The organism is Candidimonas nitroreducens, assembly GCF_002209565.1.
Classification (GTDB): domain Bacteria; phylum Pseudomonadota; class Gammaproteobacteria; order Burkholderiales; family Burkholderiaceae_B; genus Candidimonas; species Candidimonas nitroreducens.
On record NZ_NJIH01000011.1, the window covers coordinates 200,679 to 218,362 of the forward strand.

14 protein-coding genes and 1 pseudogene are annotated in these 17,684 nt (G+C 66.2%); 10 read left to right on the plus strand and 5 right to left on the minus strand.

Annotated elements, in window-relative coordinates; genetic code table 11:
• Window positions 1-35: 35 nt before the first annotated feature.
• The 4 genes from CEY11_RS19645 to CEY11_RS19665 all read left to right on the plus strand — a co-directional run bounded on the left by CEY11_RS19645 (window position 36) and on the right by CEY11_RS19665 (window position 3,603).
• Window positions 36-893 (plus strand): branched-chain amino acid ABC transporter permease, encoded by an 858-nt coding sequence (locus CEY11_RS19645; protein WP_088605115.1) that lies wholly within the window; start codon window positions 36-38, stop codon window positions 891-893.
• 241 nt (window positions 894-1,134) lie between these two features.
• Window positions 1,135-2,139, plus strand: a complete 1,005-nt coding sequence (locus tag CEY11_RS19655) for a branched-chain amino acid ABC transporter permease (protein WP_233154992.1) — start codon at window positions 1,135-1,137, stop codon at window positions 2,137-2,139.
• Window positions 2,136-2,888 (plus strand): ABC transporter ATP-binding protein, encoded by a 753-nt coding sequence (locus CEY11_RS19660; RefSeq protein ID WP_088605118.1) that lies wholly within the window; start codon window positions 2,136-2,138, stop codon window positions 2,886-2,888. The genes CEY11_RS19655 and CEY11_RS19660 overlap by 4 nt, the downstream gene beginning before the upstream one ends.
• A complete protein-coding gene (locus CEY11_RS19665) occupies window positions 2,881-3,603 on the plus strand; it encodes an ABC transporter ATP-binding protein (RefSeq protein WP_088605119.1) in 723 nt (240 codons plus the stop codon). The genes CEY11_RS19660 and CEY11_RS19665 overlap by 8 nt, the downstream gene beginning before the upstream one ends.
• 177 nt (window positions 3,604-3,780) lie before the next feature.
• Here CEY11_RS19665 and pcaCD read toward each other — a convergent pair whose 3' ends face one another.
• Window positions 3,781-5,052 carry a bifunctional 4-carboxymuconolactone decarboxylase/3-oxoadipate enol-lactonase PcaCD gene (gene pcaCD / locus CEY11_RS19670; RefSeq protein ID WP_088605166.1) on the minus strand — a complete coding sequence of 424 codons (1,272 nt, stop codon included), beginning with the start codon at window positions 5,050-5,052 and terminating at the stop codon, window positions 3,781-3,783.
• Window positions 5,053-5,487: 435 nt separating this feature from the next.
• On the opposite strand from pcaCD, the gene CEY11_RS19675 reads away from it, so the two are divergent.
• The 6 genes and pseudogenes from CEY11_RS19675 to CEY11_RS19695 all read left to right on the plus strand — a co-directional run bounded on the left by CEY11_RS19675 (window position 5,488) and on the right by CEY11_RS19695 (window position 12,332).
• Complete coding sequence (locus CEY11_RS19675) at window positions 5,488-6,438, plus strand: LysR family transcriptional regulator (protein WP_088605120.1); 951 nt, start codon at window positions 5,488-5,490, stop codon at window positions 6,436-6,438.
• Between the two features lie 342 nt (window positions 6,439-6,780).
• Window positions 6,781-7,593, plus strand: a complete 813-nt coding sequence (locus CEY11_RS19680) for an amidohydrolase family protein (RefSeq protein ID WP_158215389.1) — start codon at window positions 6,781-6,783, stop codon at window positions 7,591-7,593.
• Between the two features lie 43 nt (window positions 7,594-7,636).
• A complete protein-coding gene (locus CEY11_RS19685) occupies window positions 7,637-8,587 on the plus strand; it encodes a Bug family tripartite tricarboxylate transporter substrate binding protein (protein ID WP_088605122.1) in 951 nt (316 codons plus the stop codon).
• Between the two features lie 64 nt (window positions 8,588-8,651).
• A complete protein-coding gene (locus CEY11_RS19690) occupies window positions 8,652-9,536 on the plus strand; it encodes an isocitrate lyase/PEP mutase family protein (protein ID WP_088605123.1) in 885 nt (294 codons plus the stop codon).
• Window positions 9,537-9,650: 114 nt separating this feature from the next.
• Window positions 9,651-9,764, plus strand: a pseudogene (locus CEY11_RS26130) (2-oxoglutarate dehydrogenase E1 subunit family protein); the annotation flags it as partial.
• Between the two features lie 183 nt (window positions 9,765-9,947).
• Window positions 9,948-12,332 carry a 2-oxoglutarate dehydrogenase E1 component gene (locus tag CEY11_RS19695; protein WP_233154990.1) on the plus strand — a complete coding sequence of 795 codons (2,385 nt, stop codon included), beginning with the start codon at window positions 9,948-9,950 and terminating at the stop codon, window positions 12,330-12,332.
• On the opposite strand, the gene CEY11_RS19700 is transcribed toward CEY11_RS19695, so the two are convergent.
• The 4 genes from CEY11_RS19700 to hpnD form a co-directional block, all read right to left on the minus strand.
• Window positions 12,329-13,273, minus strand: a complete 945-nt coding sequence (locus tag CEY11_RS19700) for a DMT family transporter (protein ID WP_088605125.1) — start codon at window positions 13,271-13,273, stop codon at window positions 12,329-12,331. The genes CEY11_RS19695 and CEY11_RS19700 overlap by 4 nt on opposite strands.
• A gap of 156 nt (window positions 13,274-13,429) precedes the next feature.
• Window positions 13,430-15,070: an acyl-CoA synthetase gene (locus CEY11_RS19705; protein WP_088605126.1), complete on the minus strand. Its 1,641-nt coding sequence runs from the start codon at window positions 15,068-15,070 to the stop codon at window positions 13,430-13,432.
• A 173-nt stretch (window positions 15,071-15,243) separates the two neighbouring features.
• Window positions 15,244-16,737, minus strand: a complete 1,494-nt coding sequence (locus tag CEY11_RS19710; RefSeq protein WP_088605127.1) for a hydroxysqualene dehydroxylase — start codon at window positions 16,735-16,737, stop codon at window positions 15,244-15,246.
• Window positions 16,734-17,597, minus strand: coding sequence for a presqualene diphosphate synthase HpnD (gene hpnD / locus CEY11_RS19715; RefSeq protein WP_088605128.1), 864 nt, complete (start codon window positions 17,595-17,597; stop codon window positions 16,734-16,736). The genes CEY11_RS19710 and hpnD overlap by 4 nt, the downstream gene beginning before the upstream one ends.
• Between the last annotated feature and the right edge of the window lie 87 nt (window positions 17,598-17,684).

Genomic DNA, 17,684 nt, shown 5'->3' on the forward strand with positions numbered 1-17,684 from the left:
GCGGCGGCCGGCGCGCCGCCGCAACGGAATCTTCCATGACTATATTCTTCGACGGCATCGCCTCGGGGGTGCTGCTCTTCCTGATCAGCGTCGGCCTGTCGGTGACGCTGGGGCTGATGAACTTCATCAACCTGGCCCACGGCGCTTTCGCCATGTTCGGCGGCTACGCCTGCGTGGTGCTGCTCAACCGCTACGGCGTGCCGTTCCTGGCTGCGCTGCCGCTGGCGGCGCTGCTCTCGGCATTGCTCGGGGCCGTGCTGGAGCGTGTCCTGTACCGGCGCCTGTACCGCGCCTCCGATCTCGACCAGGTGCTGTTTTCCATAGGGCTGGTGTTCATGTCCATGGCCGGCGCCAATTATTTCTTCGGGCCTACGCAGCAGCCCCTGGCGCTGCCTGCCTTCCTGCAGGGCCAGATACACCTGCCTGGCCTGGACGCCGGCGTCTACCGGCTGTTCCTCATCGCGGTGGGGCTGGCGATCGTGCTCCTGCTGCAATGGCTGGTGGTGCGCACCCGCTTCGGCGCGCAGCTGCGCGCTTCGGTCGACAACCAGCGCATGGCGCGCGGCGTGGGCATCGACGTCGATCGCGTGTTCAGCCTGACCTTCGCGCTGGGCTCGGGCCTGGCCGGCCTGGGCGGGGCGCTGGGGGTCGAGATGCTGGGCCTGGATCCGGGCTTCCCGGTGAAATACATTGTGTATTTCCTGATCGTGGTGGCCGTAGGCGGCAGCGGCAGCATCAAGGGTTCGCTCATCGCCGCCCTGATCCTCGGGGTCTGCGACGTGGCCGGCAAGTATTACGTGCCGCAGGCCGGCGCCTTCGTCATTTACGCGGTCATGATCGTCATGCTGCTGCTGCGCCCGCAAGGCCTGTACGGCCGCCGGGCGGCGAAATGAGGCGGCTGGAACGAGCGCGCCCGCGCGGCCGCTCGGAGGACACGCTCCCTCTCGTGAGGATGATGTCGCGCCCGCGCGGCTGCCCGGAAGGCGTGTTCCATCCCATGGGGAGGATGTCGCGCCTGCGCGGCTGCCTGGAAGACGTGTTCCCTCCCCTGGGGAAGATGTCGCGTAGCGACAGGAGGATACGCACGTGAGCCCCGCCGATGCCGCCGCCGATGCGCGCGACGTTTCAGTCGAGCTGGGCCCGCTGCGCCGCGCGGCCCGCTGGACGGTCTGGGAATACCTGTTCTGGCTGCTGCCCGTGGCCGCCTATTTCGCCTTCGGCGACAGCCTGCTTTTTCTCAGCCAGATCGCCATCACGGCCCTGTTCGCGCTGTCTCTGGATCTGATACTGGGATACGCGGGCATCGTGTCCCTGGGCCACGCCGCCTTCTTCGGGCTCGGGGCATATGCCGCCGGCCTGCTGGCCAAGTACGGCATGGGGGCGCCGCTGCTGGGGCTGGTGGCGGCCGCGGCGCTGGCCGGGTTCGCCGGCTTCGTCTCCAGCTTCCTGCTGCTGCGCGGCAACGACCTGACGCGGCTCATGGTCACGCTGGGCGTGTCGCTGATGCTGTTCGAGCTGGCCAACAAACTCACCGACCTGACCGGCGGCGTCGACGGCCTGCAGGGCGTGGTGCTGCGCCCGCTGCTGGGGCGCTACGAGTTCGATCTGTACGGGCGCACCGGCTACATATACTGCGTAGTGGTGCTGTTCGCGCTGTTCTGGCTGGCGCGGCGCCTGGTGCACGCGCCGCTCGGCCTGGGGCTGCGCGGCGTGCGCCAGAACATACTGCGCATGCCGGCGCTGGGCGTGCCCGTGCATCGCCGGCTGGTGCTGATCTACACGGTGGGCGCCGTCTACGCGGGCGTGGCCGGCGCGCTGCTGACGCAGACCAATGCCTTCGTGTCGCTGGACGTGCTCAGCTTCCAGCGCTCGGCCGAACTGCTGGTGATGCTGGTATTGGGCGGCGCGGGCAGCCTGTACGGGGCACTGATCGGCGCGACGGTATTCATGGCCGCCCACGATCTGCTGGCGGGGCTCAATCCGCAGTACTGGCAGTTCTGGCTGGGCCTGTTCCTGGTGTTGATCGTGCTGTTCGCCCGCGACGGCATCATGGGCGGCCTGCGGCGCCTGCAAGCCGCCGTCCGCAGGGCGAGCCGCGGCAGCGGCGCAGGCGGCCCGCGCGAGGCGGACGAGCCATGAGCAGCGCCCTGCAGACCCGCGGCCTGGTCAAGCGTTTCGGCGGCTTCACGGCTACCGCCGATGTCAGCCTCGACATCGCCGGCGGTGCACGGCATGCGCTCATCGGCCCCAACGGCGCCGGCAAGACCACGCTCGTCAATCTGCTGACCGGCTTTCTTGCGCCGACCTCGGGCAGCGTATTGCTCGAAGGCCGCGACGTGACGCGCATGGCGCAGCATGTGCGGGTGCGCCGGGGCCTGGCGCGCACCTTCCAGATCAACCAGCTGTTTCCCGGCATGACGGTGCTGGAATCGGTGGCCATGGCCGTGTGCGAACGGCGCGGACTGGGCGCGCGCTGGTGGCGTCCGCTCGCCGCCCATGCTGACGCGCTCGGCGAGGCGGCGGGGCTGCTGCGGCAACTGGGGCTGATGGACGAGGCGCACGAGCCCACCGCCAAACTGGCTTATGGCCGCCAGCGCCTGCTCGAGATCGCCCTGGCGCTGGCCACGCGGCCGCGCGTGCTGCTGCTGGACGAACCCGCTGCCGGCGTGCCGGCCGGCGAGAGCCGCGAGCTGTTCGAGACCATTGCCCGTCTGCCGCGCGAGGTCACCATAGTGCTGATCGAGCACGACATGGATCTGGTGTTCCGCTTTGCCGAGCGCATCACGGTGCTGGTCAATGGCGCCGTGCTGGCCGAAGATACCCCGCAGTCCATTGCCCGCGACGCGCGCGTCAGGGAAGTCTATCTGGGCGAGGCCGCCGATGACTGAGCTGCTGCGCCTCGAAGGCGTCTGGGCGGGCTACGGCAGCGCCATGGTGCTGGAAGACATCGCGCTGACATTGCGGGAAGGCGCGAGCCTGGCGCTGCTGGGCCGCAATGGCATGGGCAAGACTACCCTGCTGGCCACGCTGATGGGCGCGGCGCGGCTGCGGCGCGGCCGCATGTGGCTGCGCGGTGCGGATCTGGCGCGCGTGCCGCCGCAGCGGCGCGCGGCGGCGGGCCTGGGCTGGGTGCCCCAGGAGCGCGACATCTTCGCCTCGCTTACGGTTGAAGAGAACCTGGCCGTAGCCGCGCGGCCAGGCGCCTGGGATCTGGCCGCGGTCTATGGCCTGTTTCCGCGCTTGCGCGAACGCCGCGGCAACCTGGGCAGCCAGCTGTCGGGCGGCGAGCAGCAGATGCTGGCCATGGGCCGCGCGCTCATGCTCAACCCGCGCATTATGCTGCTGGACGAGCCGCTCGAGGGGCTCGCGCCGCTTATCGCCCAGGAACTGCTGGGCATCATCGGCGACATGGTGCGCCAGGGCGGCATGAGCGTCATATTGGTCGAGCAGCACGCGCGCCAGATTCTGCCGCTGACCGAGATGGCGCTGGTACTGGAACGCGGGCGCGTGGTCTACGACGGCAGCAGCGCCGCGCTGGCGGCCGACCCGGGCCGGCTGGATCAGTGGCTGGGCGTGGCCGCCCGAGGCGCGACAGCACCGTAGTTCCATTTCCAAATCAAACGTGTACTTTGGCAGCTTCGTTTCAACCGTGCACTTTGGCAGCTTCGTTTGCCGTACCAGGTGTACTGTCTGCGCTTCGCTTGCGCGTTCACGATTGATTGAAAAATAGAATTACAGGCGCTGCGTGAATCGCCAGAGGGCCTCAGGCAGCGATGTGCGTCATTCGGCGCGCGGCCGCAGCTCGGCGAGGAATTCCTCGACCGCGGCGGCGAAAGCCTCGGGCTGCTCGGCCACCGCCAGGTGCGAGGCCTGGGGAATGACGACCAGGCGGGCATCGGGTATGGCCTGCGCCATGGTTTCGGACATGGCCACCGGCGCACCCTGATCCAGTTCGCCGGCGATGACCAGTGTCGCGGCGCGTATGCCCGCCAGGCGCGAAGTGGTGTCGACCGTACCCACTGCATGGCAGCAGCCGATATAACCGGCCCGATCCGTGCCCACCAGCCGGCGGCGGAAGGCCGCCACCGTGCCCGTGTGCGACTGGCGGAAGCCGTCGTGGAAATAGCGCTCCATGACGGCGTCGGCGATGGCTTCTATGCCCTGGGCGCGTACGGTGGCGATGCGCTCGCGCCAGGCGGTGCGCACCGTCTCGGGGTAGCCCGAGGTGGAATTGGCGATAACCAGGGCCGAGACCAGGTCGGGATGGCGCAGGGCGAGTTCCTGGCCCACCATGCCGCCCATGGACAGGCCGATCCAGGTCACCGGCCCGGTTTGCAGCTCGCGCAGCAGGTTCGCCGCGTCTTCGGCCAGCTCGGCCATGGTGTAGGGCCCTTCGGGGGAGTCCGAGCCGCCGTGGCCGCGATGATCGTAGCTGACCACGGTGTAGTCGGCGGCCAGCCGGTTGGCCAGGAAGTCCCACATGTCCAGGTCGCAGCCCAGTGCGTGGCTGAGCACGACCACGCCCCGCGAGTCGGCGCGGCGCGCTTCGCGCACGCTATAGCACAGGGCCGGGCGGGCGCGCGTCGAGCCCATGCGGCCGACCCCGGGATGGTCGGCCTGCAGCGGCGAGGCCGGGGCCAGTTCATAGCCCAGCGCCGGGCCGATCTCGCGCAGGATCTTCTGCGCCAGGGCGAAAGCGGTATTGGCCGCGGGCACGCCGGCGTAGACGCCGATCTGCATCAGCACTTCCTTGAGTTCGTCGGGCGTAAGCCCGGTCTCGCCGCCTTGCAGGCCGGCGCGCACGTGCAGTTCGAATTCTTCCCAGCGGCCCATGGCGGCGGTGATGGACAGCACGATGCAGCGCCGGGTCTGGGCCGGCAGCCCCGGCCGGCTCCAGATCTCGTGCCAGGCGAAGCGCGTGATCATGTTCTGGAATTCGGCGGTGAAGTCGGTGGCATTGCCCAGCGACCGCTCGACCCAGGCCTCGCCCAGGATGGCGCGGCGGTTGCGCAGGCCGCGTTCAAGGTCGTGATCGATAGGGTCTAGGCTCATGGCGTACTCTTCGGTTTGAGGGTTGGGGTTGGCGGCATGCATGCGCCCAAAGGCGCGGGCAGTCCGCAAATGGGATGGCAGAGCAATGAAATCGATTGTGCCATACCGTGCGCGCTCTGCAGCCGATAGCGGCGGCCGGTGTCCGCGGAGTGTTCGCATAGAGCCTCGTTGCTGCGCGGACACCTGGCATACGGCCAAGCCCGGCCTCGTGAGCGGCGCGTTTTTTCAGGGCCTTCACTGTTCGCGCATGAGAATTGCCCGCTGCATCCGTCAGATATAATTTTCGCCGTCAATACGAGTGATATATGGGCATTCAGGGGCGCTGCGATAATAATGCGCTGCGCCGCAGAGACCGATGGAGTCAGGAATACGGCGGGCTCCTCATCACGCTTTGACCTGGCAAGTCGCAGTGTCAGTCTTCTCCTGGGCGTGCATATGGATCTCAAACGTCTTGAGTATTTTCTGCTGGTTGCCGATCATGGCAGCTTTTCTCGCGCGGCCAGTATCATCGGTGTGTCACAGCCGGCACTGGGGCGCCAGGTTCAGCGTCTCGAGAAAGACTGCGGTGCCAGGCTGCTTTATCGGCATGGCCGCGGCGTATCGCTGACGCCCGAGGGGCTCGACTTCGCCGACCGGATACGCCCGCTAATCCGGGATCTGGCGCTGGCCATGGAAGGCCCGGCGGCAGCCCAGCGGCCGCTATCGGGCGAAATTACCATAGGGATGACGCCCACTCTCATGTCTCTGATGGGGCTGCATTTGCTGCAGAAGCTGCGAGAGGTGCACCCGGGGATCAAGCTGAATTTTCTTACCGGCTACAGCGGCTACGTGCACGAATGGCTGGTCGACGGCCGTCTCGATATTGCCATTTTGCATGATGCGCGCCGATCCCGGCATATCGCGGTGGATTTTCTCGCCAGCGCGCGGTTGTTTCTGGTGTCGCATCCCGATGCCGCAGCCGCCGAAGGCTTCATCTCGGGGGCTAGTGTTCCGGCCCGCAGCCTGGCCCGCTTGTCGCTTGCGCTGCCCAGCCGCACACATGGTCTGCGTCGGACGCTGGAGGCCGTGGCTTCCAAGCTGGGTATTGCATTGCGTGTCGATTATGAACTCGACACTCTGGAACTGCTGAAGGATGTGGCTCTGGCCGGCGTGGCCCACACTGTTCTCGCATTGCCTGCCGTGGCCGGGGAGGTCATGAGCGGGTCATTGAAAGCCGTAGCGTTGCGTTCGCCGCCCGTCGAGACGCGCTTGATGGTGGCCACTTCTTTAAACCGGCCGCAGACGCAGGCCGGCCGGGCCGTGCTCGAAGCCATTCGTCCCGTCCTGGTTAGCTCCATCGAGCGTAGCCCGATTCCGCTGCACATGGCCGTGGCGCAGGCACGATGAATCCGTGCTGCGGTGCACCGGCTCGCCTGTTCGCCGGCGCCGCACTATGGATCCCTGCGTGAGCGGCCCGTCGGAGTCCATATGTCTCTTGGCCTGAACAGGCCCTAAAGCAAATCGGCATAGCTGATAGAAGCGATAAGTTATTGGACAAAGTTCCGCGGCGGGACATAATCTTTGAATAAGTTCAGGCCTGCACGAAGCCGGCCCGGCTCGACGAACAACATATATACGGGGAGACCATGCCCAGGGACTTGCGCGGCGGCGCAGGGGCCGCTGCCGCAGCCCGCACCGGAGGCCGTCCGCTTGAGGCCACGGTGCTGCGAACCCCGGATGGGGGACTCCATGACAAAGAACATTCCGGCCGGGGCGGTGGATTGCCACGCCCACGTCACGCAGGCTGATGCGTCGGGGCCGCAGGGGCCGAATGCCGCGCATTCCGGAAACCATAGCGTCGAAGCGTACCTCGATGTACTGGATGGCGGCGGCATATCCCGCGGTGTATTGACGGCCCCGAGCTTTTACGGCACCGACAATTCGCTGCTGCTCTCGGCATTGGCTCGATCGGGGGGGCGCCTTCGGGGTACGGCGACCGTCGCCCCTTCGATAGACGCGGCGGCACTCGGCCAGATGCACGATCTCGGTGTGGATGGAATCCGGCTCAATTATATTGGCCGCAAAGAGTTCATCGATCTGTCTACGCCCGACTACCAACGGCTGTTTTCCCTGCTCTGCGACCTGGACATGCATGTGGAGTTGTGGATCTATTCAGAGACGCTGCCGCAGGTGGCGCCGCATTTGCAGAAAAGCCGCGTGAAAGTCGTGCTCGATCATTTCGGCGGGCCACAGCCGAAAGACGGCACGGGGGCCGGGGACGTCTCTCCGATACTTGAGCTTTTGGCGCAGGGCCGCACTTGGGTGAAGCTTTCGGCGCCTTTCAGGCAGCGTGGCGTCCACCTCCAACCATGCGTGGATGCATTTCTCGACGCGGGAGGAGAGGAGCGCCTTGTATGGGCTTCTGACTGGCCATTCGTCCGGTTTGAAGACTCGGTCACATATGCGCAGTGCATAGACTGGTTGTTCGAATGGATCCCCGACGAGCGGATTCGGAACCGGATACTGGTCGAAAACCCCAAGAGCCTGTTTGGTTTCAGTTGATCAGCGAGCGTTTGTGCTGAGACCCATTCATCGGAGAACGATAATGAATACTTTATATCGAGCCTTGGCGGGAGCGCTGGGGTGCATGTTTGCGGCCATCGTCTGGGCGGCGCCACCCATGACGCTGATTTGGCCCGCTTCTCCCGGCGGCGGCGGCGATCTCTACTTCCGGATCATTTCCAAAGTCATGGGCGCCAAGGGAGTGAATCTGGTCGTCAGGAATGTCCCCGGAGGCGGAGCCACGATCGGCGTCCAGGAGGTGCTGCACTCCAAGCCGGACGGCAACACGATCGGCGGAGTCTGGACGGGGCCGATCTCGATTTCTCCGCATACACTGGGGGTGCCCTACAAGCGCGACGATTACATACCGGTGCTGCAGTTCAGCAGCGCGCCCTACGTATTGTGCACAAGGCCCGATTTTCCCGCGAATACCGGGGCGGAACTCATAGAGCTCGTCAAGAAGAACCCGAACAAATACACGTACGGTACCGATGGCCCGGGCGGGCTGGGGCAGCTTGCGGCGACGCGAATCTTCATGGCGTTCGGCACTTCCGAACGCGATATCCCCTACAAAGGGGCTTCGGAGTCGAGCCTCGCCATGCTCAGCGGCGTGGTCGACATGTATTCGGGCACGATTCCCACTATTCTTCCGCACGTCAAGAGCGGCAAGGCCAAGTGCCTGCTGTTGACTTCGGCCCGGCACAACCCCGCGCTTCCGGGGGTGTCCAGTCTTGCGGATGTAGGAATACCCAAGGAGGAATCCCTGTTGTGGCGCGCCATCCTGGTTCCCAAGGGTACGCCCGCCGCCGATATCGAGCGGGTCGAGAAATTGTTCGAGGATGCAGCGCGGTCGCCGCAGGCTCTGGCTTTCCTGAAGCAGGTCGGAGAAACGCTGGAGCTTTTGAAGGGCAAGGAACTGAAAGCATCGTGGGATCGTGAATACGAGGCATATGGAAAGATCGTCAAATTGGCCGGCATGGCCCGCAAGCAGTAGGTTTCTCCGCGACGGGGCGCGAGCATCGGCCGGATTGCGGGCAAACAGGTGAAGGAGTGTCGAAGTGGCTGTGAAATCTACTGCAAGGCAACGATTCCGCGAAATTCTGGGCCGCTCGGGGTGTACCCAGGCGGCGTCGATTTTCGACCCATTGTCCGCACGTATTGCGAGCCTGCAGGGGTGGGAGCTGTGCAAACTATCGGGCTCCGTGGGCAAGTTCTCGAATCTGGCGGTTCCCGACGACATCCCCATGGCCAATATGTCGGATCTGGTCGACTTGTGCTGGAGGATCAACCGGGTATGCGATGCGTGTCTGGTCGTCGATGCCGACGATGGCGGCGGCAGCGCCCTGAATGTATTCCGTACGGTCAGAGAGCTGGAAGCGGCGGGCGTTGCGGCGATAGAGATCGAGGACAATACCGTTCCGCAGCGTTTTGGCGTTGCGCAACGGCGCCATGAAATGATCGTCTCGCAGGAAGAGCAGGTTGGCAAGCTGTGTGCGGCGGTCGAGGCGCGGCAAGATTGCTCCACCGCCATTGTGGCACGCACGAGCGCTCTCAATGAGCTGCCTCGCGATGATGCGATGCGGCGGATCAGCGCTTATTCCGCTACGGGGGTGGATGCCATAATGCTGCCCGGCATGGCGCACGGAAGAAGCGACATCGAGGCGGCAATGCAGGCCACCGACCTGCCCCTGCTGCTGCTGCGCATTCCGGAAGACGTCCTCGGGGACACGGACTTCCTTGAGCGAGCCAGGGTACGCGTCCGGTATCAGGAAAGCATCCTGTACTCCATCGTGGTGAAAGCCATGGACGATTGCCTGCGTCATTTGCAGAATGGGGGAACGGCGGCGGAGCTGGCGGATCGGACGGCCGAAGCCCGGCTGCTCCGATCGGTGGATCGCACCTATGACATGCAGGCGTGGCAGGACAAGTACGTGCGCGGGTGATCCGTGCGCCGCCGGCCCGAAGGCGCAGGCATCCGGCTGCGCCGCGTTCGGGCCGGACAGGGGCGGGGCTGGCCGATCCAGGCGCCATCTATATTGCTCAAGGAGCCGGCAATGATGCGGGATCTCGGGTTTGCGCCTTTTGCGCCTACGGCGGTTTCGGCGTCGTACCTGGAGTTCATGTACGAGAAATACAGAAGCGATCCGTCGTCGGTGGGGCCAGGCTGGTGCAGCGTCTTCGAGTATGCCGACGCTTGGTCAATCGAGCCCGGCGCGGCCGCGCATGCGGCATCGGCGGGGGGCGGCGGCGCCGATCGGATCTTGCGTGCCGAGTGGCTGCGCAGGCGCGGCCATCTGTATGCGGACGTAAATCCCTTGAAAGGCCCCGGCGGGGCCTTGCCGGGCGGCCGGGCAATGCTTCCGGCGCTGCAGCCGCTGGCCGTGCCGGATCCCGACGCGCTCGAGCCGCTATACACCGGCAAGCTGTCGGTCGAGTCGTCGCATATAGACAATATCGCATTGGTGCGATGGATCGATGCCTGGATGGAATCCGGGCTTCCCCCTTTGGATGAAGTAGCGCTGCGCCGCGCCCACTTCCGGCTGGTGCAGGCGGAAGAATTCGAGCGCTTCCTCGGCAAGCGGTTTCCGGGGAAAAAGCGGTTCGGGCTGGAGGGGGCGGAATCCGCTGCGGTACTCCTGGATCGGCTGCTGGTTCGGGCGGCCGATCAAGGCATCGACGAGGTGCTGATAGGCGGCATGCATCGGGGACGTCTGAATCTGATGGCCAATGTACTGGGCAAGCCACTGGAGGCCTTGTTCGCGGAATTCAAAGGAGCGTATCCCTTCGCCGGCCTCCCGGCCGACAGCGCGGATGTTCCCTACCATCTGGGCCTGCGCACGGTTCTGCGTATCGGAGGGCGGGAATTGCGGATCACACTCCTGCCCAATCCCTCCCATCTGGAGGCAGTCGACCCGGTGGTGCTCGGTGGGGTTCGGGCCGCGCAGGATGCGAGGCCGGATGCTGACCGCCGCCGGGTGCTCGGTGTCATTCTCCACACCGATGCCGCTGTTGCCGGGCAGGGGGTCGTGGCCGAGACGCTGCAGTTATCGGGCATCGAGGCTTACACCACGGGCGGCACGATACATGTCGTCATCAACAACCAGATCGGGTTCACGACACAGCCCGAAGAAGGCCGTGCCTCGCAATATTGCACGGGCCCCTGGAAGGCCATAGACAGCCTGATCCTGCACGTCAACGGCGATTCTCCCGAGGCGGTGATCCGGGCGGCCGACATGGCCATGAGTTGCCGCATTCAGCATGGCTGCGACGCCGTGATTGATCTGCTCGCCTATCGTCGCAATGGCCACAATGAAATGGATGAACCCAGGTTCACCCAGCCTTTGCTGTATCGTCAGATCGATGACAAGCCTGCCGTACGCGAGCTGTTCGAGAACCATTTGATGGAGCTGGGGGTCATGTCCGCGGAAGATTGCGGGCAAGTGGCGGCGGCATACCGCCAAGAGCTTGCCGGCGGCTACGCTGGCGCGGGCGCCCATGTGCCGGCTGCCAGCACGGAGCCCGGCGAAGGCGGGTGCGAAGCCGCAAGCCGGGCGATGCGCGACGCAGCGCAGTGTGACCCCGGAACCGGGCTCGATCGCGAGGAGGTGCTGCATCTGCTCGAGTCGATATCCACCGTTCCTCCCTGGATGCAGCTAGGGGACAAGCTGCGGCGACTGGTCGAGGAAAGAGCATTGCCAGAAAAAGGCGTGGCGTGGGCCACGGCAGAGGCGCTGGCCTTGGGCAGCTTGCTCATGAAAGGCATTCCGGTCAGGTTCAGCGGCCAGGATTCGCTGCGGGGCGCCTTCTCGCAGCGCCATTTCTGTTTGGTCGATACGCGCACCGGCGCCCGCCACGTGACCTTGGACAACCTCGGTGCTCCGGCCCGCTTCGTTGCGGTGAACAGCCCTTTGTCGGAATATGCGGCGCTGGGGTTCGAATACGGCTATAGCCTCATGCAGCCCAGTACGTTGGTCGTCTGGGAGGCGCAGTTCGGGGATTTCGCCAATGGCGCACAGGTGATGATCGACCAGTTCATTTCCAGTGGCAAGGCGAAATGGCGGCAGGCGTCGAAACTGGTGATGCTGCTGCCGCACGGACTGGAAGGGCAGGGGCCCGAACATTCGTCGGCCCGCATCGAGCGTTATCTGCAGTTGGCTGCGGGGGACAATCTCATGATTGCGAATCCCACGACTCCGGCAAATTACTTTCATTTATTGCGAAGGCATGTATTGTCTGGCTCAGCCTGTCCGCTGGTCGTCATGGCGCCGAAGACGCTGTTGAGGCTGCCTGCCGCCGTGTCTGCGCTCGAGGACTTCGGCACCGGCACGGCGTTCAAACCCGTCATCGTTACGACACCTGGCCCGGCGCCGAGCCGGATCCTGTTCTGCTCCGGCAAGATAGCCTACGAGCTGGAGCGGGAACGGGAACGCCGCCAAGCGTGGGACGTGTCGATCGTGCGCATCGAAAGCCTCTATCCTGTCCCGACGGAAGCTCTTGCCGATATTGTGCGATATCGGCTCGATGCCGAACTGGTTTGGGTTCAGGAAGAGCCAGAGAACATGGGAGCCTGGGCCTGGTACGACAGAAAACTGGAGGACATCGCCAGATCCGTGGGCCATCGTTCGCCACGTTTTGTATATCGGGGCCGGGCGCCGTCGGCTTCGCCGGCTGCCAGCTTTCATGGCAATCATGACACCGACCAGGCGGCCATCGTTGCATCGGCATACAGTCGTTGCTAGCGTCCTGCTCCCGGGCGGCTCTGCCGCCGCCCGGGCAGGGTGGCCAGCAGCAGGCCCGCCAGTGCGATGGCGAAGGCCAACAGCTGCGTCGCCGACAGGGGTTCGCCCAGCACCAGGATGCCGACCAGTGCGGCGCTGATGGGCAGCATCACGGTGAATACGCCGGCCTGCGAAGCGGGCACCGATTTCAGGCCCGTCATCCACAGCCACACCGTCCAGACGCTGGCCGCCAACCCATAGAACAAGAGCAGCAGCCAGATGCCCGGGGTGACGCTCTGGAAATCGAAGCGGCTGGCGCTGTACAGGCCGAAGGGCGTCATCAGCGTGAAGCCCCACAGATTGATGACGGCGCTGATGCGCTTGGGGCCCAGCACCGCGGTCAGGCGCTTGCCGATCACCGCATACGAGGCCTCGCACAGCACGGCGCCGAAAAGCAGCAGGTCGCCCAACAGCATGCTGGTGGCCGTGGCCCCGGCTGCCGCGGCCGCGGCCGCGCCGCCGCGGGTCAGCGCCAGCAGGCCTATGCCCAGCACGCCGCAGGCCACGGCCGCCCTGGTGCGCGGGCCTATGCGTTCCTTCAGGAACAGCCGGCTCATCAGCGCTATGGTGGCCGGGATCGCCGACATGATGACTCCGGCCGATACTGCCGAACTCAGGCTTACGCCGTACACCATGCACAGCGTGAACAGGAAGTTGCCGAGAAATGATTCGAGGAAGATGAGTGTGCGGGTGTGCGCCGACAGCGGCGCTTCGGTGGCCGGCTTGCGCAGCCAGCGCAGCATCGCCACCGCACCTATGCCGAAGCGCAGCCAGGCCAGCAGAAACACGGGCATGGCGGCGGCCAGCGGCCGCGACAGCGCCACATAGCTGCCCACCAGCGACATGCTCAGCGCCAGGCAGCCGTAGGCCGCCGCGCGGCTACGCAGCAGTGTCGTCGTCATGAACCGGCACGCGGGCCGCCTCCGTGGATGAAGAGTCGTCGCGCCCTGCGTTGTTCGTCTTGTGTGTATGGACGCGCACCCTGCGCCGGCCACCTTGTTCAGCCTGGTTTTGCATGGATTCGCGACCTGTTGATCGGTGTCAGCAGACCCTGCGCCTCAGACGTCGATCGCCGCCGTCGAGGCGGCGCGCTTGCGCAGCTCGAACTTCTGGATCTTGCCCGTGGAAGTCTTGGGCAGCTCGCCGAAGATGAACTGGCGCGGCACTTTGAAGCCGCTCAGGTGCTGGCGGCAGTGCGCTTCCAGTTCCTGGGCAGTGGCCGAGGCGCCGGCCTTCAGCTCGACGAAGGCGCAGGGCGTCTCGCCCCATTTCGGGTCGGGCCGCGCTACTACCGCCGCTGCCAGCACCGCGGGGTGGCGGTACAGCACGTCTTCCAGCTCGATGCTGGATATATTCTCGCCGCCCGAAATGATGATGTCTTTGCTGCGATCCTTGATCTTGACGTAGCCGTCGGGGTACATCACCGCCAGGTCGCCGGTGTGGAACCAGCCTCCGCGGAAAGCCTCGCGCGTGGCATCGGGGTTCTTCAGGTAGCCCTTCATGGTGATGTTGCCGCGGAACATGATCTCGCCCATGGTCTCGCCATCGGCCGGCACCGGCTGCATGGTTTCGGGATCCAGCACCGAGATCGCGTCCTGCAGGTGGTAGCGCACGCCCTGGCGCGCATTGAGGCGGGCGCGCTCGCCCACGTCCAGCGCGGCCCAGTCTTCGTGCTGCGCGCAGACCGAGGCGGGGCCGTAGACTTCGGTCAGGCCGTAGACGTGCGTAAGCTCGAAGCCCAGCTGCTCCATGCCTTCGATCATGGCGGCCGGGGGCGCGGCGCCCGCCACCATGGCGTGCACCTTGTGCGTGATGCCGGCCTTCATGGCCTCGGGCGCGTTGATCAGCAGGTTGTGCACGATGGGCGCGCCGCAGTAGTGGGTGACGCCGGCGCTGCGGATCAGGTCGAAGATGGCCTGGGGGTCGACCTTGCGCAGGCAGACGTTGACGCCGGCGCGCGCCGCCACCGTCCAGGGGAAGCACCAGCCGTTGCAGTGGAACATGGGCAGCGTCCACAGGTACACGGCATGCTTGGGCATGTCCCATTCCAGGATGTTGCTGATGGCGTTGGTGTAGGCGCCGCGGTGGTGGTAGACCACGCCCTTGGGGTTGCCGGTGGTGCCGGACGTGTAGTTCAGGCAAATGGCATTCCATTCGTCTGCGGGCGGCTGCCACGCGTATTGCGGATCTCCGCCGGCCAGCAGGGCTTCATAGTCGAGTTCGCCGATGCGCTCGCCGGGGCCGGTGTATTCGGGGTCGTCGATGTCTATCACCAGCACGGGGTGGTCGACCTTGCCGAGCGCCGCCGCGACCAGCGCGCTGAATTCGCGATCCACCAGCAGCACCTTGGCCTCGCCGTGATTCAGCATGAAGGCGATGGTATCGGGATCCAGCCGCGTGTTCAGCGTATTGAGCACGGCGCCGCTCATGGGCACGCCGAAATGCGCCTCGACCATTTCCGGGATGTTGGGCAGCATGGCAGCCACCGTGTCGCCGATTCCTATGCCGCGCGCCGCCAGTGCGCTGGCCAGGCGCCGCGAGCGTTCGTAGGTCTGCCCCCAGTTGCGGCGCAGCTTGCCGTGCACGACGGCGCTGCGTTCGGGATAGACGGCGGCGGCGCGTTCGATGAAGCTCAGGGGGGTGAGCACGGCATAGTTGGCAGCCGTCTTGTCCAGGTCTTGTTCGTAGATATTGCCCATGATGTCTCTTCCTGGTTTTGGGTAACTGGCCATGGCACCCCGAGGCCGCAGCCGCTGGCTCGTTTCCGCGGCTAGCCTGCGACCGGGGTCGAAGGCGATTCCTGTTCTGGAAAAATCAATTCATCCTACCCCGTTCCGCGCGCGCTTGTCCACGCGGCCACGGCGTGTCGCCATTACTGTGTCGAGCGCCCGCCCGCCAGTGCGGACACGGCCAGCGCCGCCGCGCGCCGGCCGCTGCGCACCGCGCCTTCCAGCGCCGCCGGGTAGCCGGTGTCGGTCCAGTCGCCGGCCACCCATATCCGTGGCCAGGGCGTGGCGTTGCCGGGGCGGGCCAAGCCGGGCACGGCGGCAAAGGTGGCGCGCTTGTCCACCAGCAGCTCGCTGGCGATGACTTCCGGTATGGGGGGCAGGGCGGCGCTTTGTGCGCGCAGCTGGGCCTGGATGCCGGCGGCCAGATCCGAGCGGCTCAGTTGCGCCGCGGCGCGGGCGTCGCTGACTACGACCGTGGCGGTAGGCGGAGCGTCCGGGGAATCCGCGCCATCCGGCATGCCGGGGGCCGCCGCGATTCCCGGCCGCGGCGGCGGGCGCTCGAACAGCCATTGCCCGTGCCAGCCGCGGGCGGGGTCGTCTTCCAGCATCAGCATGGGCCAGGGCAAGTTCCAGGGCCGTGCCAAGCGCAGCGTCAGGGTGGCAATCGGCCGGTAGTCGAAGGCGTCCAGCTCGTCCAGGAAGGCCGCACCCGAAAGGGTGCGCTCGGAAGCCGCGCAGCGGGGCGTGCCCGCAGTTGAATCCGTCCCGCCCGGAACTGTGCTGCCAGGAGCCCTCGCATCCCGGAGAGCTTGGCTGACAGGAAGCCCGCCGGCCGCGTCCGACGGGCACTGGCGCAGCAGGCGCTGCGCCACCGGCACATTGCTTGCAAGTATGGCGGCGTCGAAGGCCATGCCGTCGAGCTCGACGTGCGTCGGGAACCACGCCAGGCGGCGCACGGCGTGGCCATAACGTATGTCGAGCAGGGCGGCGGCGTCCGCCGGCCACAGCTCCGACAGGCCAGTGCGGGGCAGCAGCATGTCCGACGCGGATCGCGGGCCGCCCAGGCTGTCGCGCAGCACATGGGCCAGGAGCTGTGCACAGGCCTCTTGCGGGGCGGTGTTCAGCGCCGCCAGGCACAGTGGCCGCCAGAAACGGCGCATCAGCCGATTGGACTGGCATTCGGCCCTCAGCCACTGTTCCACGGTGGCCGCCGGCGGGGTCTGCCACAGCTGGCGCTGCAGTCGCCGCATCAGCGCCGCCAGCGCGCAGCGATCCGGCCAGCCCAGGCCGCGGGCCGTGGCGATGCCGGCCAGCAAGTGCAGGGGCCGCGGCAGTCGCGGCCAGGCCTGCAGGCGATAGTGGCCGTCGGCCGAGCGCAGCCCCAGGCCCAGGCGCTGCAGGCGCTGTTCGGGATCTATGCCCAGTTCCCGCATCAGCGCCAGGGTTTCGGTATAGGCACCCAGCAGAATGTGCTGGCCGTTGTCGATGCGCATGCCCAGCGTGGCGGAATCCACGCTGCGGGCGCGGCCGCCGGGCTCGCGGCCCGCCTCGAACAGCGTGGTTTCCCAGCCCAGCTCGCGCAGCCGCAAGGCGGCGGCCAGTCCCGCCCAGCCGGCGCCCACGACCGCCGCTTTCATTGGCGCAGGCGCCGGATCACTCCGCGGCCGCCGCCCACCCAGGTTTTCCAGGCGAGCCAGAACTTGCGTATGGGGGTGAGCGAAATGCGCTGCTCCAGCACATGCCAGCCGTCGCGCTCGATTTCGTCGAGCAGCGCGTGATAGATGGCGGCCATCATCAGCCCGGGACGCTGCGCGCGGCGGTCGGCCTCGGGCAGTTCCTGCACCGCCTCGCGGTATAGCTGCCTGGCGCGCGCGGTCTCGAAACGCATCAGCTCCCGGAAGCGTTCGGAATATTGGCTGTCGAGAATCTCGGTGGCCTTGACGTCGTGCTGCTGCAGGTCTTCGACGGGCAGGTAGATGCGGCCGCGCCGCGCATCGTCGCCTATATCGCGGATGATATTGGTGAGCTGGAAGGCCAGGCCGAGTTTGCCGGCATAGGCCAGGGTGGCGGGCTGCGTATGGCCGAAGATGCCGGCCGACAGCTCGCCCACCACGCCGGCGGCGCGCCAGCAGTATGTGCGCAGCTCTGCCCAGTCCATATAGCGTGCCTGATCCAGATCCATTTCCATGCCGTCGACGATCTCGATCAGGCGTGCGGCGTCCAGCCCGCAGGGGCCTATGTGAGGGGCCAGCGCTTGCGTGACGGGGTGTTCGGCCTGGCCGGCAAACATCTTTTCGACTTCGGCGCGCCACCAGGCCAGCTTGATGCGGGCCACGGACGGATCGCTGCATTCGTCCACCACGTCGTCGACCTCGCGGCAGAAGGCGTACAGGGCGGTGATCGCCTTGCGCCTTTCGGGCGGCAGGAACAGGAATGCGTAATAGAAGCTGGAGCCGCTGCGGGCGGCCTTGTCCTGGCAGTATTCGTCGGGGCTCATGCTTTATGGAATTGCGGGTTCGTGGTTCGGCCCGCCGGGCGGGCAAGTGTGCGTAGCCGGCGGGCCGCGGCCTGTGCCCGCGGCGGC